Genomic DNA, 19,729 nt, shown 5'->3' with positions numbered 1-19,729 from the left:
ACTTATTCTATCATACTTTCGTATAATTTCAGATATTCTTTGCCGGCATTGTTCCAACTGAAATCACATTTCATCGCCGTTGTTATCAAGTTGGCGAAATCCATATTTTCACCATTATGATACGCTCGATATAATCTTAAAGCCTGACATATAACGTGCAGGAAGTCATGGGCATTAATATTTGTGAAGCTGAAGCCGTTGCCGCTGTGTTCATAACGATTATACGGCTGCACCGTATCGACCAAGCCTCCTGTTTCCCGGACAATAGGTAATGTCCCGTAACGCATGGCAATCATTTGACTCAAACCGCAAGGTTCAAAAATGGAAGGCATCAGCAACAAGTCGGCCCCGGCATAAAGGAGATTGGAAAAATGGTCGTCAAAGCGTAAACAGGCGCGCATTTTTTGCGGATATTTGTTACTGAAATAGCGTAACGAATCTTCATACATACTCGGTCCTGTACCCAAAATGACGATTTGGCAATCTTCCATCTTTAGTAAATCTTCTGCAATACAATTGAACAAATCCAAGCCTTTCTGGTCGGTCAGGCGGCTGATCATAACAATTAGAGGCACATCTTCATCCACTGTTAAGTTCAGCTGTTTCTGCACTGCCACTTTATTCTTGGCCTTGCCTTGCGCAAAATCGCTGACGGAATAATTTTTCACCAAAGCAGGATCCGTAGCCGGGTTAAATTCAACCGTATCTATACCGTTTGTAATACCGCATAATTTATTCTTGTAATAGTTAAGGACGGTTTCCAGCCGTTCGCCGTAAAATTCATACATAATTTCCTGCGCATAAGTATGGGAAACTGTATTGATTTTATCGGCATAAACAATACCGGCTTTCAAGAAATTGGCATATCCGTCTTTGAGGACACCGTAATCGTTCAAATAACTGTTATCCAAGCCAGTCAAATCGGCAATTTTCTCATAACTTGTATATCCCTGGAAGCGCAAATTATGGATAGTCAGCAAAGTCCTAATTTCAGGGAAATAGCCGAACTGTTGGTATTGTGCCTGCAGAAGTACGGGAATCAAGCCCGCCTGCCAATCATGGCAATGAATAATATCGGGATAAAAGCGCATCGCCTGTCCCAACGCTTCCAGCACCGCTTTCTGGAAAAAGCAAAATCTTTCAATGTCAAAATCATAGTCTTTATAAATTTCGTCATAACCGAAATAATATTCATTGTCTATAAAGTAATATTCTACGCCTTCGTAGTTGCAGCGAAATAAACCGGCATACAGTGTACGCCAGCCCATACGCAACATTGACCAACGAACGAACTCCAAGTCGGCGGCGAACTTTTCTTTTACGCATTTATACAGGGGCATCACGACCCGCGCATCTACACCCAACTTCTGTAACTCTTTCGGTAAAACTCCTACAACATCCGCCAGCCCGCCGGTTTTGGCAAAGGGCACAGCCTCTGCCGTTACCATCAAAACCTTGACTTGTTTGTCGTTCATCACACTATTGCTCCTTTACCTATTACTACAGGATAATCATTATGTCCGACCATATGAATTCCCGGTTGAATTACACAATCCTTATCAAGTATAACATTCTCCAGATAGCAATCGTTGGCGATATCGACATTTTGAAAAATTATGCAATTTTTTAAGACTGCCGTTTCAGCGATTCGCACATGGCGGAAAATCATGGAATGTTCCACTTGGCCCGAGATCAAGCAACCGTCTGAAACAATAGTATTGGTAACTTTGGCAGTTTCCGTGTAGATAGTCGGCGCTTCATCTTTTACTTTAGTATACAAAATATCATCGGTTTCAAACAGCTGCTGACTGACTTGCGGGTTAAGTAAAGCAAAAGTTTCTCTGAAATAATCTTTAATAGAATTAATTCTCAGACATAAGCCTTTATATTCATAGCAACGAATATTAAGGCTGTTGCACATTCTTAACAGGTAAGGTGCCGTTACTTCTCCGAAACCTTTGCTGATAGCCTCATCGACGATTTTCAGAAGTAAATTGCGCCGGATAATCATCGTTCCCAGGAATAATTTGTTGCTGACTTTTTCAATCGGATTATTCCAGGCATTCAACAGTTTATCTTCCGCATCGGTTTCCAAAACAATGTTCGGTTCACTGGGAAATTCATCATGGCGATCGTACATTACGGTCATATCAGCCCCTGTTCCCTTGTGACAGCGCAAAACATCGAGCAAATTGGAATTGAAGACAACATTGGCGCCGCAAATAATGACGTCGGTCGAAGTGTCATGTCTCAAAAAATTAGCGATGGACGATAAGTCATCAATATGGCCGGGATAAAAGCTGGAAGTAATATAAGGAGCAAGGAGAAATACTCCCTGATTTTTGTGATCCAGGTCCCAGTTGGATCCTGTTCCGACATGGTCGATCAGGGACTTGAATTTATTATGCGTGACAATACCCACCTTGCTGACACCGGTATTAACCAAATTGGACAAAGCAAAATCAATAATACGGTATCTGCCGGCAAAAGGAACTGCCGCCAAGGCTCTCAGACGGGTTAAGTCACTCAAAGATACGCCCTGACCGTCAGCGAAAATCAATCCGCAAGCGTCATTTTTCATACATTACCCTCCCACAAAATTGCGACTTCTTTTTCCACGACATTTTCTGCCGCTTCAATCTGCATATCCTGACAAACCATAACTTCCGCCGGAAGTTTGCTGCCGGCTTTGATGGTCGCACCATGATTAATAACAGATACGCCTTCAGTGCACAGCTTGTTCTTGTAAGGAGAATTATCGTCTACATTATGACCGATAACTACGCCCTCGCCGATTACCGCGTTTATGCCGGCAATAACTCTTTCCAATTTGGCTCCGGCTTTGACATGTACACCCGGCATTAAGACGGAATCTATAACTTCGGCTCCCGGTTCTACAATGCAGGCTGCCGACAATAAAGAGTGTTGTACCTTACCGTAAATTTGGCAACCGTCTGTCATGGCCGAATTTATAACTTTGGCCGTATCGGCAATATAATGTGCCGGTTTTACCGGGTTACGGCTGTATATACGCCAGGAAGCATCACGCAAATTAATTTCATCAGGATAATCCAAGATATCCATATTAGCTTCCCACAAAGAGGCAATCGTACCGACATCTTTCCAGTAGCCGGCAAAGCGATAGGCTTGTAATTTGATGTCCGATTCCAAATATTTCGGGATAATATTTTTACCGAAATCGTGTGAACTTGCCGGATCGTTTTCATCGGCTATCAGCATGCGGCGCAAGGTTTCCCAGGTGAAAATATAGATTCCCATCGAAGCGAGGTTGCTTTTGGCGTGGGCCGGTTTTTCTTCAAATTCGATTATTCTGTCATGTTCATCCACATTCATAATACCGAATCTGTAAGTTTCTTCATAAGGGACTTCCAGAACGGCTATTGTCGCTCCGGCGCCCGAGTCGACATGCATTTTCAGCATTTTGGCATAGTCCATTTTATAAATATGATCACCGGAAAGAACAAGGACATATTTCGGCGAAAACATATCAATGAAGCCGATGTTCTGATAAATAGCATTGGCTGTATTTTTGTACCAGTCACTGCCGCCTGAACGCTGGTACGGCGGCAAAATAAAAGCTCCGCCCGTGCTTCTGTCCAAATCCCACGGATGACCGTTGCCTATATAAGTGTTCAAGCCTAACGGTTGGTACTGAGTTAATACACCGACTGTATTTATTCCCGAGTTAACGCAGTTACTCAAAGGAAAATCTATTATGCGATAACGTGAGCCGTAAGGAACTGCCGGTTTTGCCATATGTTGGGTCAATGTCCCTAAGCGTGAGCCCTGACCGCCCGCCAGAATCATGGAAATAATTTCTTTTTTGGCCATGCTTACCTCCATAACAAGCCACTAAGACTGTAATATATGTCTATTTTATCAAGCATAAATTCTCACTGCAATAATAAAACGATGAATTTTTGCATTGTTTTTGTGCAAGTTCACTAAATTTGCTGTTTGTATGAGTTATTATAAAGATAACATTCTCTCCTGCCGAACGCCAAACCCGCCGGCACCATTTTTATTATCACAAAAAAATTATAGAAATTAATTCAGATTATCGTCGGTAGAGTCTTATCTTTACTTTTTTCGTATGATGATTTACAATAACAAATGCAACACTTAATAAATTAAATGGAGGATTTATGGAAAATCAAAGTTTGCTACAATGTGAGAAATGTGGCTCAAGCAATGTACAAGTACAACTTTTAAATCAAATAGATTTAAAAGTAAAAAGAAAAGGAATAATCTGGTGGATATTAATAGGTTGGTGGTTTATCACTATTAAATGGTTGTTCTTTTTTTGGTTAGCTTTAATAATAAAAATACTTAAGCCCAAAAAATATAAAACTATTAATAGAGTGGAAAAACATTTTGTATGTAATAATTGTGGGCATAGCTGGCAATAAAGAAAATATATTTAAAAGGCTCTCTTTTTTGAGAGTTTTTTTCTTTTTTAAAGAGGTGTGACGAAAAATGTCCCAGGCAAATAAATACATCACATATTGTCGCTGCAAAATCGCCTTGCATTAGGCAGCTTAATTTTGTATAATAACCTGACGTCGAGGTGTAGCTCAGGTGGTAGAGTGCCTGCTTTGGGAGCAGGATGTCGTAGGTTCGAGTCCTGTCACCTCGATAATTCATAGCGACAGCAAAGTCGCTGATTATTAAGAAAAGCGCCCGTTGAGTGACGGGCGCTTTTTTTTCGACTTTTAAAGCTTTAATTCCACGAAACACTGAGTTGATATTGCAAATTATGAATATCGGCAAAAGCTTGTGTTTCAGCAAAAATACGATAATTGCAACCGTCAAGTTCGGCTAAAGTCGCCAAATTGGCCACTAAAGCTCCTACTGCCGCCGCCTGCGCTTTTTTGTGCCAGGCACTGCGAAAAATAAGACTCGGTTTGCTGAAAATATGTATCGTGTCCTCTGTAACCCAAAATCTCCAGGGCTGAGTATTGTACTCGGATGGCGCCTGACAGGCTGCATGCAAAAGTAGCTCGACTTTCGCATTAATTGCAGGTGAACCTGAGATTAAGCGTTTTCTTACCGCTATCTTCCGACATTTTCCGGGATACTTATCCGGATGGCCGATAGCTAAAATTAAAGGCAGACGTTTATCTTCGGCAAATTTTTCCGCATCGCTGACAGTCTCGGCCTCGGCTGCACTTGCTGCCGGCGTTGACGTTGTCGCTGCTGTTTTAAGCGTCGTTTCGGGCTCAGAATCAAGTTCGGATTCAGATTCTGACACAGAAGCAGCAGGGGCAGCGGGAGTAACGGGAGCAGCGGGCACCAGCTCAGTTACAGGAACAGTATCGGAAGAAGGCAACAATTTATCACATCTTTGGAAACAGGCGCCTAAATTGTTACAAGTCAACCACAAAGAAGCAATCTCACCCAGATAGCCTGCATTTTGCCAATTTTCCCGACAATCGTCTCCGTAAAAGAATAAATAATACGGAGCAAAGGTACAAACTTTGGAAAAATTCTTATATTTCCGTTGTGCCTCTTCGTAAGTTAAAACGACAAAATTAAGCTCCGCTCCGGGCATTAATCCGGGAATGGACTTCAAACCGCGCATAAAATTATTTAATTCTTCCGACTTAATCGGCAGTTGCTTAAATTTGCGCACTGAAGCGCGTTGCAAAATAGCTTCTTTTAATGTCATCTTTTTTGCCTCATTTTCAGCCTTGATATTTAGCTTTCAGTATAGTTGGCTTTAATAGCAAATTAATTACTCAACAATTAAAATATGATAACTAATGTTGCGCCTTTAATGCTTCAACTTGATCCGACAGCAATACTCTTTCTTGGAAGCGTTCACTTGCCAAAGCACATTCAGCTTTTGTCGGATGATTTTTGAACAGCTCATAACGCAAGCCTTTTTCCGGGGTGTAAGCGTGATGATTACCGTTACCGGATTGGGCCATCCGCTTGAATTCGGCAATAATTTGCGGTGCCAGGGCGCCGTTGGCAATAAAGCTGCCGATAACCTGACCGCCGGCTTCCTGAACAAGTTTAATACCCTTCTGAATAGCTTCAAAAGCATGCGTAGAGTCGGCAAAGTAAGCTAAAGTGCAAAAAACAAAGACACGTTTACCCTTTAATCTTGTAATAAATTTGCAAGCAAGATCATCCGGTCCGGCCTGATCAACATAATAGCCCAAAGCGACAATGTCAACGGCAGTGATATCAGGATTGTCCTTAATATCAAGCAAAGCTTTATCTTTCTCCTTAATATCATCGTATATAGCTTGTGCTACTTTTTTCGTACAACCGGTCAAAGACCGATAACAAACAGCGTATTTCATATATTAACCTCTTTCTATTTCTCTTCAGTATAAACCGTATAATCTATCAGCGGGCGTCGACGGCCGGCAATTTTCAATAATTTGGCCTGAACTTTATAAACTTCAGCCAGCATCGCGGTATTGATAACCGTCTCCGGATTTCCGGCTGCATACTGTCTGCCGTTTGCCAGCACAATGACCCGATCGCTGATATCCATCGCCTGAGCAATATCATGTAAAACAATAACAATGCCCAAACCTTCCTGTTTTTGCAATTCCTTAATCAATGTAATCATTTCCAGCTGATGACAAATATCCAAATATGTTGTCGGTTCATCCAGAAATAATATCCGCGGTTTTTGTGCCAAAGAACAGGCTAGCCATACTCTTTGCAATTCTCCGCCGGAAAGTTCGTACAAATAACGTTCGGCAAAGGCTGCCGTATGTGTACGCTTAAGCGCCCAATCAACTATTTCCCGGTCTTCTTCCGAGTCTCGGTGCAACAAGTCTTGATGCGGCATTCTGCCGTAACTGACAAGTTCACGCACGGTAAAATCCTCCGGGGCCTGATGAATTTGAGGTAACAGGGCAATTTTGCGGGAAATTTCCTTCTTTTTCCAACAGTGTAAATCCTTGCCGTCCAAATACACCTTGCCCTTTTGATAAGGCAATATTCCGGCCACAGCTTTCAACAAAGTCGATTTACCCGAGCCGTTAGGTCCGATCAACGTTAAAATCTCACCCTCGGATATTTCACAGGAAAAATCAGTAATTATCGTTTTCGTACCATAAGCGACTTGCAAATGTTCTACTTTAATAAGCACCTGATCACTTACCTCCTTGTTGAATTTTGCTCTTGGTTTTAAGCAAATAAAGGAAAAAAGGACCTCCTGCCACCGCCATCACAATGCCTAAAGGCAATTCCATGCCGGAAATTAAAACTCTCCCGACAGTATCGGCTGCCAATGCTACAACTGCTCCCAAAATCATCCCTATCGGTAATAAGCGACGATAATCCGACCCTACCAGAATACGAGTTATATGCGGTACAACTAAACCGACAAAGCCTATAATGCCCACAGCGGCAACTGTTGCCGCCGCTAAAAAAGCTGCCAAGGCCGAAATTAAAATTCTGGTTAAAGTAATGGGGAAGCCGAGATTGGTAGCCATCTCATCCCCCAATTGCAAAGCGTTGGCTCCTCTGATTGTTAAAAAGCTTAACAACAAACAGGGAATCCCGTATGCCAAAATCAAGCGAACATTCGACCAGGTGGAAGCGGCTATTGAACCGGTCAAAAAAGATAACACTCCCGTCAGGCTGTCGCTGTACAACAACTGTAACAAGGCATTGAATCCACCTAAAACAGTATTAATAGCCACTCCTGCCAAAATAATTCTGACAGGGCTTAATCCGCCGTCGTATGCCATGATATAAATAAGAGCACACGCCGTCAAAGAACCTATAAAGGCAAAAAAAGGAATGCTTAAGCTTAAATCGGCACAAAGTAACATAATCGCCGTTGCCGCCGTACCGGCACCGGCTGAAACACCTATAATTCCCGGATCAGCTAAAGGATTACGCATTACCGCCTGTAACAAAGAGCCGGCAGTAGCCAGGCAGGCACCTACAACCATCGCGACAATGACACGCGGTAAGCGTAAATGTAATAAAATATTTCTGACCGTAACGGACCCGTTGCCGAACAAGGCCCGAACTATTTCATCCAAACTATATCCCGCCGATCCGATTCTTAACGAAAGCAGGGCGAGCAGAGCCAGAATTCCTAAGAGGATGCCTGCGAAACCCCAAGCTCCTGCTCGCCCGGTAAGGGACGGGCGTTGCATCATTTCCCTAACTTTTCTGTTAAAATCTCACACAAATGATAGAGATCCGGAACAATTTCTAAGCCTCTGCTGGTTGTGTAATTCCCCGGTAAAGCAACAATCTTGTCGGCTTTTACCGCTTTAATACCTTCATATACGGCTTTATCGGCATTCTTAGCTTTAGTAAAAGCGGTCAACAAACTTTGCGGATCATAGCCTGTAGGCGGCGCAATTAAAAAGATAACTTCCGGATCGGCCTGTACCAATGTTTCCAGACTTGACGGTAAAATACCGCTACCCTTGACATCTTTGGCATCAGCTGCATTTTCAAAGCCCAACATTTTAATTATGGTTCCGAAATAACTCTTTGAGGTTGCCAACATGATACTTTTACCACCGACACCGAACATAATGGCCGTTTTCTTTGATGCATGTGCCTTGGCGTAATTTTGACAAGCCTCTTCGGCTGCTTTGTACATAGCCGTAACATCTTCTTTAGCCTGACTGCCGCCGAAAGCTTCGGCCAAAGCTTCAGTTTCCGCCTGATTAGCTGCTAAATTTACTAACGGACCTTCAGAAGTGTAATATACGGGAATTTTCAATTTTTCTAATTGTGCGCCGTATTTTTCCTTCATGCCGCCGCTCATAATAACCAAATCCGGTTCCAGAGCAATAACAGCTTCCGTATCAACTCCGCGCATACCCGACTCAATGTCCTTCACATCTTTGTAGTATTCTGCGGCCTTAGTTGTCTTAACAGTCCGGGAAACTGCCGCCATTTTAACGTTCAATTTCGCCATAAGTGCCAAACTTGAAGTAGAAAGGTCGACAATTTTTGCCGGATATTTGGATAATTTAAGCGATTTGCCGTACTTTTTTTGTACAGCTTCCGGATACTTAATTTCCAAGCCCTTTTGTTTATCTAAATTATTGCGTAATTTAATATTTTTCCACTCCAAGTTCTTAGCTGTCGTTTCCTTGTCTTTCTTGTCTTTGTTATCCGATGCAGCTTTGCTTGTCGTTGCAACTGACTGTTTAGCAGTCGTAGTTGGAACTTGAGTTGTTTTATTTTTATTTTCTTTAGCTTTTTGAGCAGTTGTACTGCACGCTGTCAAAGCACAGCACAAAGCCAAAGCCATTATTGTTTTCAATAATTTCATACAAATCCTCCTGTAAAAGATTTTTATATTTTAATTTATATTTTTCGCCTCATTGCATGACTTGAGGCTGTGATTTTTTCGATCCTGTTTCTATGACATCCGTTACCCACAATATGCCGCCTCTTATCGACATAGCACAAGCTGCTGAAATGTCTTTAATTTTCCGCAAACCTCCTTTTCTGCAAAAATTATGCCGAAGAACATAATAACACCAATCAAGGTAAAATAAAGCTCTTTCTGCGCAAGAAAAAAACACAAAAAAAAAAACGCGATAACAATCGTTATCGCGTTAATTTATGAAAAAAGATTAACTTATTACTTCAAAAACCATTCTTTGCCGTCGTAAGCATCAATCATCATTTGTTCCATATCCTTAACCATAGGCAAACGCGGGTTAGCCGGAGAACATTGATCTTCATAAGCCAGCATCGCCAAATTATGCACTTGCGCCATGAAAGCTTCCCGATCGACACCCATCTCTTTGAAGGAACTTGGCATACCCAAACGCTTCGACAAATCACGACATGCCTTAGCATACTTGCGGACACCGTCTTCAATACTTGTAGCACCTAAGCCCAACATATTGGCAATTTCAAAGTACTTCTCATCCGCCTTGAAATAATTGTACTTCGGCCAAGTTGCAAGTTTATTCGGACGTGAACCGTTGTACATAATAACATAAGGCAATAAGACGGAGTTGGTTCTGCCGTGAACCGTACCGAATTCACCGCCGATTTTATGCGACATGGAGTGAACTATACCTAAGAAAGCATTAGCAAAGGACATACCGGCGATGGTCGCGGCATTATGCATCTTCTCTTTCGCTTCCTTATCGTTTCTACCGTTAGCAACGGAACGCGGTAAATATTCAAAAATCATTTTGATCGCCTGCAAAGCCAAGCCGTCGGTATAATCACTGGCCAACATGGAAACATAAGCTTCAGTTGCATGGGTCAAAGCATCCATACCGGTATCGGCAGCAATAACTCCCGGTACACCGTCAACCAGAGAAGCGTCGATAATAGCAATTGACGGCGTCAAAGCGTAGTCGGTTACAGGGTACTTCTTGCCTTCCTTCTTATCGGAAATAACGACAAACGGTGTAGTTTCGGAGCCTGTACCTGAGGTTGTCGGAATACATACCATCTGGGCCTTCTCGCCTAATTGCGGGAACTTAAAGGCACGTTTACGAATATCCATGAATTTCTGAATCATGTTACGGAAGTCGATTTCCGGATGCTCGTAGAACATCCACATAGCCTTGGCCGCATCCATCGGTGAACCGCCGCCGATAGCAATAATAGTATCCGGCTTGAAGGCATCCATGATCTCAACACCGCGTTGGACAGTTGTAATATCCGGATTAGGCTCAACTTCGGAGAACAATTGATAAACACACTTATTGCGACGTTGTTCCAACTGATTCAAAATAATACCGACAAAACCTAATTCAATCATCGACTTATCGCAAACAATCATCGCCCGTGAGCAGTTTTGCAAAACACGTAAATATTGAATTGAATCTCTTTCAAAGTAGATTTTAGGCGGAACCTTAAACCATTGCATATTATTTCTTCTCCTACCGATACGCTTGATGTTAATCAAATCGAAAGCGCTGATGTTATTGGATACGGAGTTATGACCGTAGCTGCCGCAACCTAATGTCAAGGACGGAATAATTGAGTTATAAACATCACCGATACCGCCGAAAGTCGAAGGAGAATTCCAGATAATACGAACGGCTTTAACTCTATGACCGAACTCATCGGCCAAAGCTTTATCTGCAGTATGAATAGCAGCTGAGTGACCCAAGCCGTTAAACTCAACCATCTGCTCGGCCATCTTCACGCCTTCTTCCCGGGAATGGGATTTTAACAAGGCCAAAATCGGCGAAAGTTTCTCTCTTGTTAACGGCTCAGATTCGCCTACTCTTTCGCACTCTGCCACTACCATGGTACAGTCTGCCGGAATCTTGAAGCCCGCCTGCTCGCAAATCCAGGTAGCCGGTTTACCGACAATATCCGGATTGAGTTTGGCCAGTGCACAGTTTTTGCCGTTAGCTTTGGCACCGAACATGAACTCTTCCAGCAAAGCTTTCTCTTTCTTATTGGCCATATAAACATGATAGGTCTTCATCTCATTGATAAAGCTGTCATAAACTTCCTGATCGACGATCGCAGCCTGTTCGGAGGCGCAAACCATACCGTTATCGAAAGTCTTGGACATAACTATGTCATGTGCGGCCTGGCGAATATTGGCCGATTTCTCAACATAAGCAGGAACGTTACCGGCACCGACGCCCAAAGCCGGTTTACCGCAACTGTAAGCGGCACGCACCATCGCATTACCGCCGGTTGCCAAAATGGTAGCAACATCTTTGTGATTCATCAAAGCGGAAGTTGCCTCCAACGACGGCTTATCAATCCATTGAATACAATCTTTAGGAGCACCTGCGGCAACTGCAGCTTCATACACGATACGAGCCGCTTCAACTGAGCATTTCTGCGCACCCGGATGGAAACCGAAGATAATGGGGTTACGTGTCTTTAAGCAAATTAATGACTTAAAAATAGCTGTAGAAGTAGGATTGGTTACAGGTGTAACACCGGCAACTACACCGACCGGATCGGCAATATAAACTAAGCCTTCGACCGGATCCTCTTTGATAACATCACAAGTTTTCCAGTGACGCATTTTGTTAACGACATGCTCGCAAGCAAAAAGGTTCTTGGTCGCCTTATCCTCAAATACGCCTCTGCCGGTTTCTTTAACCGCCAGTTCGGCCAAATAGCCGTGCTTGTCCAAAGCGGCAACTGATGCTTTACCTACAATGTAATCGACTTTGTCCTGATCTAATTTTCTGAATGCTTCCAAAGACACCAGAGCTTTCTTGACCAGTTCGTCGATCATTGCCTGAGTTTGTGTAACTTCTGACATGTTAGTCCTCCTAAATTCAAACTTAACCTTATTATAACTTTTTATCCATTAAATAGGAATAGCTTATGGGCAAAAAAGTGACTTATTTTTGTGATTTCGTCCATTTTAACAGTATTTTCCTCAAATAAATGGATAATCTGCACAAATTTACTAATTTATCAATTGTGATTGTTTGCAATCCCGACTTGTAATATTGCTTTTACTTATTTCAGCTTGGACGATTTAGGTATCTGAACGCCAAAGCGGCAGGCGGCCACGAAAAAAGCAGCGCCGCCAAGGGACAGCACTGCTCTTAATTTTTCCTTATTTCCGATGAATTTACTTATTATTTTCTATTTCCCGCTTCTTGATGATAAAAACTGCTGTAAGCAGCGGCAGTAAGAGGGCAGAAATCTGTCCGCTTGCTGATTCTCCCGTTTTAGCAACTCGTCCCGGGCGCACCTCTTCCGTGCTTACTGCTTGAGGTAGCGAAGTTTCAGGCGTCGGTGCCGGTAACGAAACTTCAGTTTTTTTCGGCGCAGGATTAAGGTCCTGCCAAACAGCTGCAACTTTCGTATTTCGCTTAACTGTAATTTTATCTTCAGGTTTATATTCCCGACCGTTTATCGACCAGGCGTGAAATTTTTTATCTGCCGGAGCTTTAAATGCACATGCCGGTAATTGATATTCCGTGTTTTCCGGCAATTTTACGGACGGCATGCTGCCTTCGCCACCGGCAGCAAGGAAATCAACCAGCTCATAATAATTGATTTTCAAATGAAAATTTGTCATTTCATCGCCGTAATATCTGTATTTATAGCTTACCGTTGTCGGCCTTTTATCGGCAAGTTTAAGGATATTACCGCTCTTAACGGCGGCATCCTCCCAGGCACTCGCCCGCTCAAGTTCAAATTTTCCCGGCAATTTACTAAGATCAAAAAGTAAATCATCTCCGACTTCGATAGCATAAAGTTGACCGGAAGGTACTTCGGGTGCATCAGAAATGGCTACGCCCAAACCGTCAAAATTAAATGATGTTAATCTGTTTTTTTTGAGAATTATAGACTCCAATTTTTTATTATTCGTAAAATCCAATACAGTTAATTTGTTATCTCTGACATTTATATTTTTCAGGTCGACGGCGGACGACAAATCCAATTCGGTTAATTGATTACTATAGACTTTTAAATCGTACAAGCTGCATTTCTGAGGCAAAATAAGCTCACTCAGCTGATTATTGGCGGCATTCAGCAATATAACTTCGGGATTTCGGCTGAGATCAATTTTTTTCAGTTTATTATCATTTACTTCCAAGATATTCAATAAAGGAAAATATTCAATACCTTGAATGGAACCAATTCCCTTATTCGCCAAGTACAACTGTTTAACATTCTGCCTTTCATCCGCAGATAAAACACCGTTCGCATCCTTATCAACTTGCGGGTCGCTTTGCAGACACTTTAAAAATTGCGCATCCGGAAAATGCTCCGCATCAAGGGCAATATCCTGCAATTCTTCCTCCTGCGTTTCCTCTTCTTCTCCTTCAGCCTTCATATCTGCTGTTAAAAGCATAAAAGCGGAAAAAATCAATAAAACGGATAACAAAAAAGAAAGCGATTTTGTACTATGTCTTTTCATAAAAATCGTCAGCAAAATTCTGCTGCTTCCTCCTCTATTTTTTGTGTAAAATGACCAAAATATCGCAGTCATATATTACTTTTTCATTTATAATACATAATTTCGTTAAAATCAAGTTTTTTGTATTAGTCCAAAAAGAAAGGGGATTTAAGACTGCAAGAAATTGAACTAATACACACCCCTTGTTTTATCATCTAACTAATTCTATAATTAGCTTGTTTAGCTTTTTCATCTTGCTTTCCTATCTTTTATAAGATAGGAAATCTTTTATAAGATAGGAAAGTGATTAATATATCCCCATCAATAATATTCAGTAGGAAATTATGAATAAATTCCCCTATTTTCAGCTTTTAAGCAAAGCGAAAAGTCGGTATGCACTTTTACTGCAATTCACGCAATAAGCGTCTTTTGCGCAAATTATAGGCCAAGAACAGAGCCGCAGCTGTAATTATCCAGCTGAAAGGATAGACAGCAAAAAGGGTACTGAGCGTATTATCAATCCGTAAGGCGGTAAATACGTATAAACAGCGAAAAACACAAATTCCCAAAATATATATCGTCATCGGCAAAACGGCATTACCCAAGCCGCGCAAACTGCCGGAATAAATTTCCATCGCCGCTAAAAGGAAAAAATAAGGGATATAGGCGACAAACAGGCGACCGGCAACATCAAGTATTACTTGATCATCGGTAAAAATCCGCAACAAAGAAAATCTGTACCAGGTGCTTAAAGCACATAAACACATGCCGCTGATAACGCCGAATGCAGCCATAGTTCTGACCCCGACTACAACCCGCCGACTTAACTTCGCCCCATAATTTTGGCCGACATAAGTCATTGTTGCTGTACCCAAGGCATTAAAATACAAACAGAAAAAGCCGTCGATTTTCGTAACCGCCGTGCAGGCAGCCACCGCTACAACCCCGAAAGTATTAAGCATAGTTTGAATATAAATATTGGAAACATTAAGTACTGTTGCCTGTAAAGAAGCCGGTACCCCGATTTTGACAATAGCCTGCAAAGACTGCTTATCAATATGAATCTTGCGCCAATACAAACGATAATCGGCTGTTACGTGCAATAAATGAGCAGTTAAAATTATTGCCGATATTAACTGGGAAAGCACGGTGGCTAAGGCCGCTCCGTCAATCCCCCAGTGGAAAAATGCGACAAAAAGCATATCCAAAATAAAATTGATTACCGAGCACAGAAACAAAAGTAAAAGCGGTCTGCGACTGTCCCCCAAAGCTTGTAAAATTGCAGCGCCGCAATTATATACAATACCGGGAATCAAGCCGATAAATGTATAGTCCAGATAACGTTCGGCCCCGGCAAATATCTCCGGCGGAACTTGTGTCAAACGTAACCAGAATCTCGCCGTCAGCAAACCGAAACAGGTAAGTACAACTCCGGCGATAAAAGCCAAAGCATAAGCTGTATGAATCATCAAGCTTAAGCCGCGATAATTACCGGCACCCTTAAGTTGAGCGACATTAACTGCAATACCTCCGGCCAAGCCTACCAACAAGCCGATCAGTAAAACAATAATATATCCGGTTGAACCTACCGCTGCAAAAGCAGTTCTACCGGCAAAACGGCCGATAATTATTAAATCTATAGTTGAATACAACTGTTGTAAGAAATTTCCCAACAGCAAGGGAGCGGAAAAAGCAGCCAACTTCAAGATAATCGGCCCGGAAGTCAAATCATCATTTACTAATAAACTGAATTTTTGCCTAATTTTTATCATTGCTTCATTCTAACTTAATTCCGAAAAAAAGCAATCTAATCAAAGCTCTCTCAGGCCGCTGCGCAGCGCTTGTTGTTTCAAGGGCAAAAAAATACCGGCCTCCGTTACAGAAAGCCGGCAATTAACTGAATTGGCAAAACTAATTCAGCTTACTTTTTTTGACTGATTGTTGCTTGAGCGGCAGCTAAGCGAGCAATAGGTACACGATAAGGTGAGCAGGAAACATAATTGAAGCCCAAAGTATTAACAAAGCTGATAGAAGCCGGATCACCGCCGTGTTCACCGCAAACACCCAATTTAATCTCAGGTTTAACGGCACGAGCCTTCTCAGTTGCAATACGCATCAATTGACCGACACCCTTGGTATCCAAGTGAGCTGTAGGATCAGATTCGAAGATAGCTTCATTGTAGTAGCATTCCAAAATCTTACCGGCATCATCACGGCTCAAACCGTAAGTCATCTGTGTCAAATCGTTAGTACCGAAGCTGAAGAAATCAGCCTCTGTCGCAATTTCATCAGCTGTCAAAGCGGCACGCGGAATTTCAATCATAGTACCGACTTTGTATTTCAAGCTCTTGCCGGATTCTTTAATAATCTTATCGGCAGTCTTGACAATAACACGCTTAACAAATTGCAACTCTTTAATGTCGCAAACCAACGGAATCATAATCTCGGCAACCATCGGTTGTTCAGGAGTTGAAACTTTCAAAGCGGCATTAATAATAGCTGTTGTCTGCATCTCGGCAATTTCAGGATAAGTAACAGCCAAGCGGCAACCGCGGTGACCTAACATCGGGTTCAATTCATGTAAATCGTGAATTGTGGTCTTCAAGCTGTCAACTGTGATGTTCAAAGCCTTAGCCAACTCGACAATGTCTTCTTCCGCCTGCGGCAAGAATTCGTGCAGCGGCGGATCCAACAAACGAACTGTTACAGGCAAGCCCTTCATAGCTTCAAAGATACCTTCAAAGTCACCTTGTTGAATCGGCAACAATTCTGCCAAAGCCTTACGACGTTCTTCTACAGTCTTGGCCACAATCATCTTACGGAAGGCAAAGATACGGTCTTCAGCGAAGAACATATGCTCAGTACGAACCAGACCGATACCTTCAGCGCCCAATTCACGGGCAACTTTAGCATCTTTAGGTGTATCGGCGTTAGTACGAATACCCAACTCACGGATTTCATCGGCCCATTGCATAATTGTAGCAAAATTGCCGGTCAAAGAAGCCGGTTTGGTAGCAATAGCGCCGTCATAAACACAACCTGTAGCACCGTCAAGGGAAATCCAGTCACCCTTTTTGAAAACTTTATCACCGATTGTCATGGTTTCAGCTTCAGCATTGATAGAAACTTCAGCACAACCTGAAACGCAGCACTTACCCATACCACGGGCAACAACGGCTGCGTGCGAAGTCATACCGCCGCGCACTGTCAAGATACCTTCAGAAACGTTCATACCGACAATATCTTCCGGTGATGTCTCTGTACGGACCAAAACAACCTTGGCGCCGCTTTGAGTAACTTCAAATGCCTCTTCAGCGGAGAAAACGATACCGCCTGATGCTGCGCCCGGAGAAGCCGGCAAACCTTTGGCGATGGATTTAGCAGCTTTCAAAGCTTCCTGATCGAAATTCGGATGGAGCAAGGTGTCCAAAGAAGAAGGATCGATTTGCATCAAAGCACGCTCTTTTGTTACCAAGCCTTCTTTGACCATATCGGCTGCAACCTGCAAGGCGGCAAAAGCTGTACGTTTACCGTTACGAGTTTGCAACATGAATAATTTACCGCGCTCAATTGTGAATTCCATATCCTGCATATCGCCGTAATGTTTTTCCAATGTAGCGGCAATTTCCTTGAACTGAGCGTAGCATTCTGGCATCTGCTCGGCCATATGGGTAATCGGGAACGGAGTACGAATACCGGCAACAACGTCCTCGCCTTGAGCATTCATGAGATACTCACCGAAAATACCGGCTTGACCTGTTGCAGGGTTACGTGTAAAGGCAACACCTGTACCGGATGTTTCACCCATATTACCGTAAACCATCTCCTGAATGTTAACAGCTGTACCCCAGCTGCTGGGAATATCGTGCATATGACGATAATAAATAGCACGCTCATTGTTCCAGGATTCAAAAACGGCCTTAACGGCTGTCAACAATTGTTCCTTCGGATCCTGCGGGAAAGGTTTGCCCAATTGCTGTTGATAAACAGCTTTCATCTTTTGGGCAACTTCCTTCATGTCTTCAGCATTCAATTCCAAATCGCCCTTAACGCCGCGAGCTGCTTTAACTTCATCCATAGCGGCATCAAAATGGGATTTATCAACGTGCATGGCAACATCACCGAACATTGAAATGAAACGACGATAAGAGTCCCATGCGAAACGGGGATTGTTCGTCAATTCGGCAACAACTTCGACAACTTTATCAGTTAAACCCAAGTTCAAAATTGTGTCCATCATACCCGGCATTGAAGCACGAGCACCGGAACGAACGGATACTAAGAGCGGATTTTTCATATCGCCCAATTTCTTACCGGTAATCTCTTCCATCTTTGCTAAAGTAGCGAAGACTTCGCTTTCAATTTCCGGAGCAATGGTTTCGTTATCTTCATAATAACGGTTACATGCCTCGGTCGTAATTGTAAAGCCGCGTGGTACCGGCAAACCCAAACGGGTCATTTCTGCCAAACCTGCACCTTTACCGCCGAGCAAATTACGCATTGAAGCGTTGCCCTCTTTAAAGAGGTAAACATACTTTGTCATCAATATTCCTCCATGTTTTTAACCTTACGGTTATATTACAATATAATTTCATACGCCTATTAGATTAGCACAAAATTACTTGCCTATAAATAGCAGAATCCGTTTTTGCGTCACAATGTTGATATTTTTACAGTTTTTTCAAGTCTTTTTGTGCGTTTATCCCATCTCACAGATTGTTATAAACTGAAAATTATTTGGTTTCAGCCTTAGTCAATCTGTTCATGTACGCTTGCGCAATACCCATATTTTCGACCGCTTCCACTAAAATTAAAGCCGCCTGATCTCTATCTGCCTGCCTTAAAGCTTGGAATAAACCGTTAGCAGCTTGAAAAGCTTTTTTGTCCAAAGAAGAAAAACCGCTCTCCACCAATTCCTCGTGCGGCAATTGTTTGAGATTGCAGGCATAATCTTCAAAAAAATAAGGAAAATCAATTTGTTTCTGTACAGCGCCCGGTAAGGCGGCATACAAATCCCGACTGACAAAAACAGCGATCTTGGCTGTAGCGGCAGTTGCTTTTTTCCCACTTACAAGTTTAATTAGATTTTTCGCCATCTCAGCCGGTGAACCACGCAAAATTTTAACTTCAGCTTCCGGTGCATAATGGCGATACTTCATCCCCGGAGCTTTGGGCACATCCGCCGCCTTCAAATTCGGTAAATAATAGTCATGCTGTTCTACAACTTCAGCAACATAGCCGTTAGCTTGTAAAATGGCATTGAATTGGGCGGCACTGACAGCTCCCGGCCGTAAAATATGATAAGGTTTTCGGCTTAAATCCAAGATAGTCGATTCAACTCCGAAAGCACTGTCACCGCCATCAATAATACAGGCAACTTTTTGCCAAAAGTCATCAATAACCGCTTTACTTTCAGTCGGGCTGGGTTTGCCGGAAATATTAGCTGAAGGGGCGGCTATACCGGCGCCGCAAGCTGTAATTAAGCTGCGGGCAATAACGTTTCCCGGCATTCTGATGCCTACTGTATCAAGTCCGGCTGTAATAATATCATTAACTTGCTGATTCCGCCGCAAAATAAAAGTTACAGGACCGGGCATAAAATTATCCACCAGCAATTTTTCTTCAGCATTGAGCGGCTGCACATAGCGTTGCAGCATCGCATAACTGTCTACGTGTAAAATCAACGGATTGTCCTGCGGTCTGCCTTTAACTGTAAATATTTCACGCAAAGCTGCCGGTTGATCGACCAAGGCACCGATACCGTAGACTGTTTCGGTCGGGAAAACGACCAATTGACCTCGGTGCAAATATTCCGCCGCTTGTAAAAGCTCGTCCGGTGCAATTTTATACTGCCCGTCGGCCGCCTGCACAGCTGTAATTAATTTTGTTTGCATAAAATCA

Annotated in this window: 14 protein-coding genes and 1 tRNA gene; 2 read left to right on the top strand and 13 right to left on the bottom strand. The window is 42.7% G+C overall.

The features are described from left to right. Window positions 1–2 precede the first annotated feature (2 nt). From glgA to PYS60_RS02050, 3 genes are read right to left on the bottom strand one after another with little or no spacing between them, the layout of a single operon-like run. On the bottom strand, window positions 3–1,475 hold the full coding sequence (glgA, locus tag PYS60_RS02060) for a glycogen synthase GlgA (RefSeq protein ID WP_315570394.1): 1,473 nt from the start codon (window positions 1,473–1,475) through the stop codon (window positions 3–5). Further along, complete coding sequence (gene glgD, locus PYS60_RS02055; protein WP_315570392.1) at window positions 1,475–2,581, bottom strand: glucose-1-phosphate adenylyltransferase subunit GlgD; 1,107 nt, start codon at window positions 2,579–2,581, stop codon at window positions 1,475–1,477. The genes glgA and glgD overlap by 1 nt, the downstream gene beginning before the upstream one ends. Further along, on the bottom strand, window positions 2,578–3,852 hold the full coding sequence (locus PYS60_RS02050; RefSeq protein ID WP_315570391.1) for a glucose-1-phosphate adenylyltransferase: 1,275 nt from the start codon (window positions 3,850–3,852) through the stop codon (window positions 2,578–2,580). Before PYS60_RS02050 ends, glgD begins: the two co-directional genes overlap by 4 nt. A gap of 314 nt (window positions 3,853–4,166) precedes the next feature. Between PYS60_RS02050 and PYS60_RS02045 the strand changes: the two genes are divergently transcribed. Both PYS60_RS02045 and PYS60_RS02040 read left to right on the top strand, forming a co-directional pair. Beyond that, on the top strand, window positions 4,167–4,430 hold the full coding sequence (locus PYS60_RS02045) for a hypothetical protein (RefSeq protein ID WP_315570389.1): 264 nt from the start codon (window positions 4,167–4,169) through the stop codon (window positions 4,428–4,430). Between the two features lie 154 nt (window positions 4,431–4,584). Then, window positions 4,585–4,657 (top strand) — tRNA-Pro (locus PYS60_RS02040). 84 nt (window positions 4,658–4,741) lie between these two features. Here PYS60_RS02040 and PYS60_RS02035 read toward each other — a convergent pair. The 10 genes from PYS60_RS02035 to PYS60_RS01990 form a co-directional block, all read right to left on the bottom strand. Beyond that, window positions 4,742–5,689 carry a nitroreductase family protein gene (locus PYS60_RS02035; protein WP_315570387.1) on the bottom strand — a complete coding sequence of 316 codons (948 nt, stop codon included), beginning with the start codon at window positions 5,687–5,689 and terminating at the stop codon, window positions 4,742–4,744. A 91-nt stretch (window positions 5,690–5,780) separates the two neighbouring features. Then, window positions 5,781–6,332: a flavodoxin family protein gene (locus PYS60_RS02030; protein WP_315570385.1), complete on the bottom strand. Its 552-nt coding sequence runs from the start codon at window positions 6,330–6,332 to the stop codon at window positions 5,781–5,783. 14 nt (window positions 6,333–6,346) lie between these two features. Continuing rightward, window positions 6,347–7,135: an ABC transporter ATP-binding protein gene (locus PYS60_RS02025; protein WP_315570383.1), complete on the bottom strand. Its 789-nt coding sequence runs from the start codon at window positions 7,133–7,135 to the stop codon at window positions 6,347–6,349. A 4-nt stretch (window positions 7,136–7,139) separates the two neighbouring features. Continuing rightward, entirely contained in the window at window positions 7,140–8,159 is a 1,020-nt protein-coding gene (locus PYS60_RS02020) for a FecCD family ABC transporter permease (protein ID WP_315570381.1), read from the bottom strand. Further along, window positions 8,156–9,295, bottom strand: coding sequence for an ABC transporter substrate-binding protein (locus tag PYS60_RS02015; RefSeq protein WP_315570379.1), 1,140 nt, complete (start codon window positions 9,293–9,295; stop codon window positions 8,156–8,158). The genes PYS60_RS02020 and PYS60_RS02015 overlap by 4 nt, the downstream gene beginning before the upstream one ends. Window positions 9,296–9,610: 315 nt before the next feature. Next, window positions 9,611–12,232, bottom strand: coding sequence for a bifunctional acetaldehyde-CoA/alcohol dehydrogenase (adhE, locus tag PYS60_RS02010; RefSeq protein ID WP_315570377.1), 2,622 nt, complete (start codon window positions 12,230–12,232; stop codon window positions 9,611–9,613). 318 nt (window positions 12,233–12,550) lie between these two features. Further along, complete coding sequence (locus PYS60_RS02005; protein ID WP_315570375.1) at window positions 12,551–13,849, bottom strand: leucine-rich repeat domain-containing protein; 1,299 nt, start codon at window positions 13,847–13,849, stop codon at window positions 12,551–12,553. Between the two features lie 380 nt (window positions 13,850–14,229). Continuing rightward, window positions 14,230–15,600, bottom strand: coding sequence for an MATE family efflux transporter (locus tag PYS60_RS02000; RefSeq protein ID WP_315570374.1), 1,371 nt, complete (start codon window positions 15,598–15,600; stop codon window positions 14,230–14,232). Window positions 15,601–15,749: 149 nt separating this feature from the next. Next, a complete protein-coding gene (ppdK, locus tag PYS60_RS01995) occupies window positions 15,750–18,371 on the bottom strand; it encodes a pyruvate, phosphate dikinase (RefSeq protein WP_315570372.1) in 2,622 nt (873 codons plus the stop codon). Window positions 18,372–18,561: 190 nt separating this feature from the next. After that, on the bottom strand, window positions 18,562–19,722 hold the full coding sequence (locus tag PYS60_RS01990; protein WP_315570370.1) for an L-threonylcarbamoyladenylate synthase: 1,161 nt from the start codon (window positions 19,720–19,722) through the stop codon (window positions 18,562–18,564). Window positions 19,723–19,729: the final 7 nt, after the last annotated feature.

It is taken from the genome of Amygdalobacter indicium (genome assembly GCF_029101545.1).
Taxonomy (GTDB): domain Bacteria; phylum Bacillota; class Clostridia; order Saccharofermentanales; family Fastidiosipilaceae; genus Amygdalobacter; species Amygdalobacter indicium.
The sequence above is the reverse complement of the archived record's forward strand: the minus strand, read 5'-3'. Positions and strand labels throughout refer to the sequence as shown.

Bases quoted from the DNA above. Each gene is read 5' to 3' on its own strand.
- glgA (WP_315570394.1), bottom strand. From the start codon at position 1,475: ATGAACGACAAACAAGTCAAGGTTTTGATGGTAACGGCAGAGGCTGTG.
- glgD (WP_315570392.1), bottom strand. From the start codon at position 2,581: ATGAAAAATGACGCTTGCGGATTGATTTTCGCTGACGGTCAGGGCGTA.
- PYS60_RS02050 (WP_315570391.1), bottom strand. From the start codon at position 3,852: ATGGCCAAAAAAGAAATTATTTCCATGATTCTGGCGGGCGGTCAGGGC.
- PYS60_RS02045 (WP_315570389.1), top strand. From the start codon at position 4,167: ATGGAAAATCAAAGTTTGCTACAATGTGAGAAATGTGGCTCAAGCAAT.
- PYS60_RS02035 (WP_315570387.1), bottom strand. From the start codon at position 5,689: ATGACATTAAAAGAAGCTATTTTGCAACGCGCTTCAGTGCGCAAATTT.
- PYS60_RS02030 (WP_315570385.1), bottom strand. From the start codon at position 6,332: ATGAAATACGCTGTTTGTTATCGGTCTTTGACCGGTTGTACGAAAAAA.
- PYS60_RS02020 (WP_315570381.1), bottom strand. From the start codon at position 8,159: ATGATGCAACGCCCGTCCCTTACCGGGCGAGCAGGAGCTTGGGGTTTC.
- PYS60_RS02015 (WP_315570379.1), bottom strand. From the start codon at position 9,295: ATGAAATTATTGAAAACAATAATGGCTTTGGCTTTGTGCTGTGCTTTG.
- adhE (WP_315570377.1), bottom strand. From the start codon at position 12,232: ATGTCAGAAGTTACACAAACTCAGGCAATGATCGACGAACTGGTCAAG.
- PYS60_RS02005 (WP_315570375.1), bottom strand. From the start codon at position 13,849: ATGAAAAGACATAGTACAAAATCGCTTTCTTTTTTGTTATCCGTTTTA.
- PYS60_RS02000 (WP_315570374.1), bottom strand. From the start codon at position 15,600: ATGATAAAAATTAGGCAAAAATTCAGTTTATTAGTAAATGATGATTTG.
- ppdK (WP_315570372.1), bottom strand. From the start codon at position 18,371: ATGACAAAGTATGTTTACCTCTTTAAAGAGGGCAACGCTTCAATGCGT.
- PYS60_RS01990 (WP_315570370.1), bottom strand. From the start codon at position 19,722: ATGCAAACAAAATTAATTACAGCTGTGCAGGCGGCCGACGGGCAGTAT.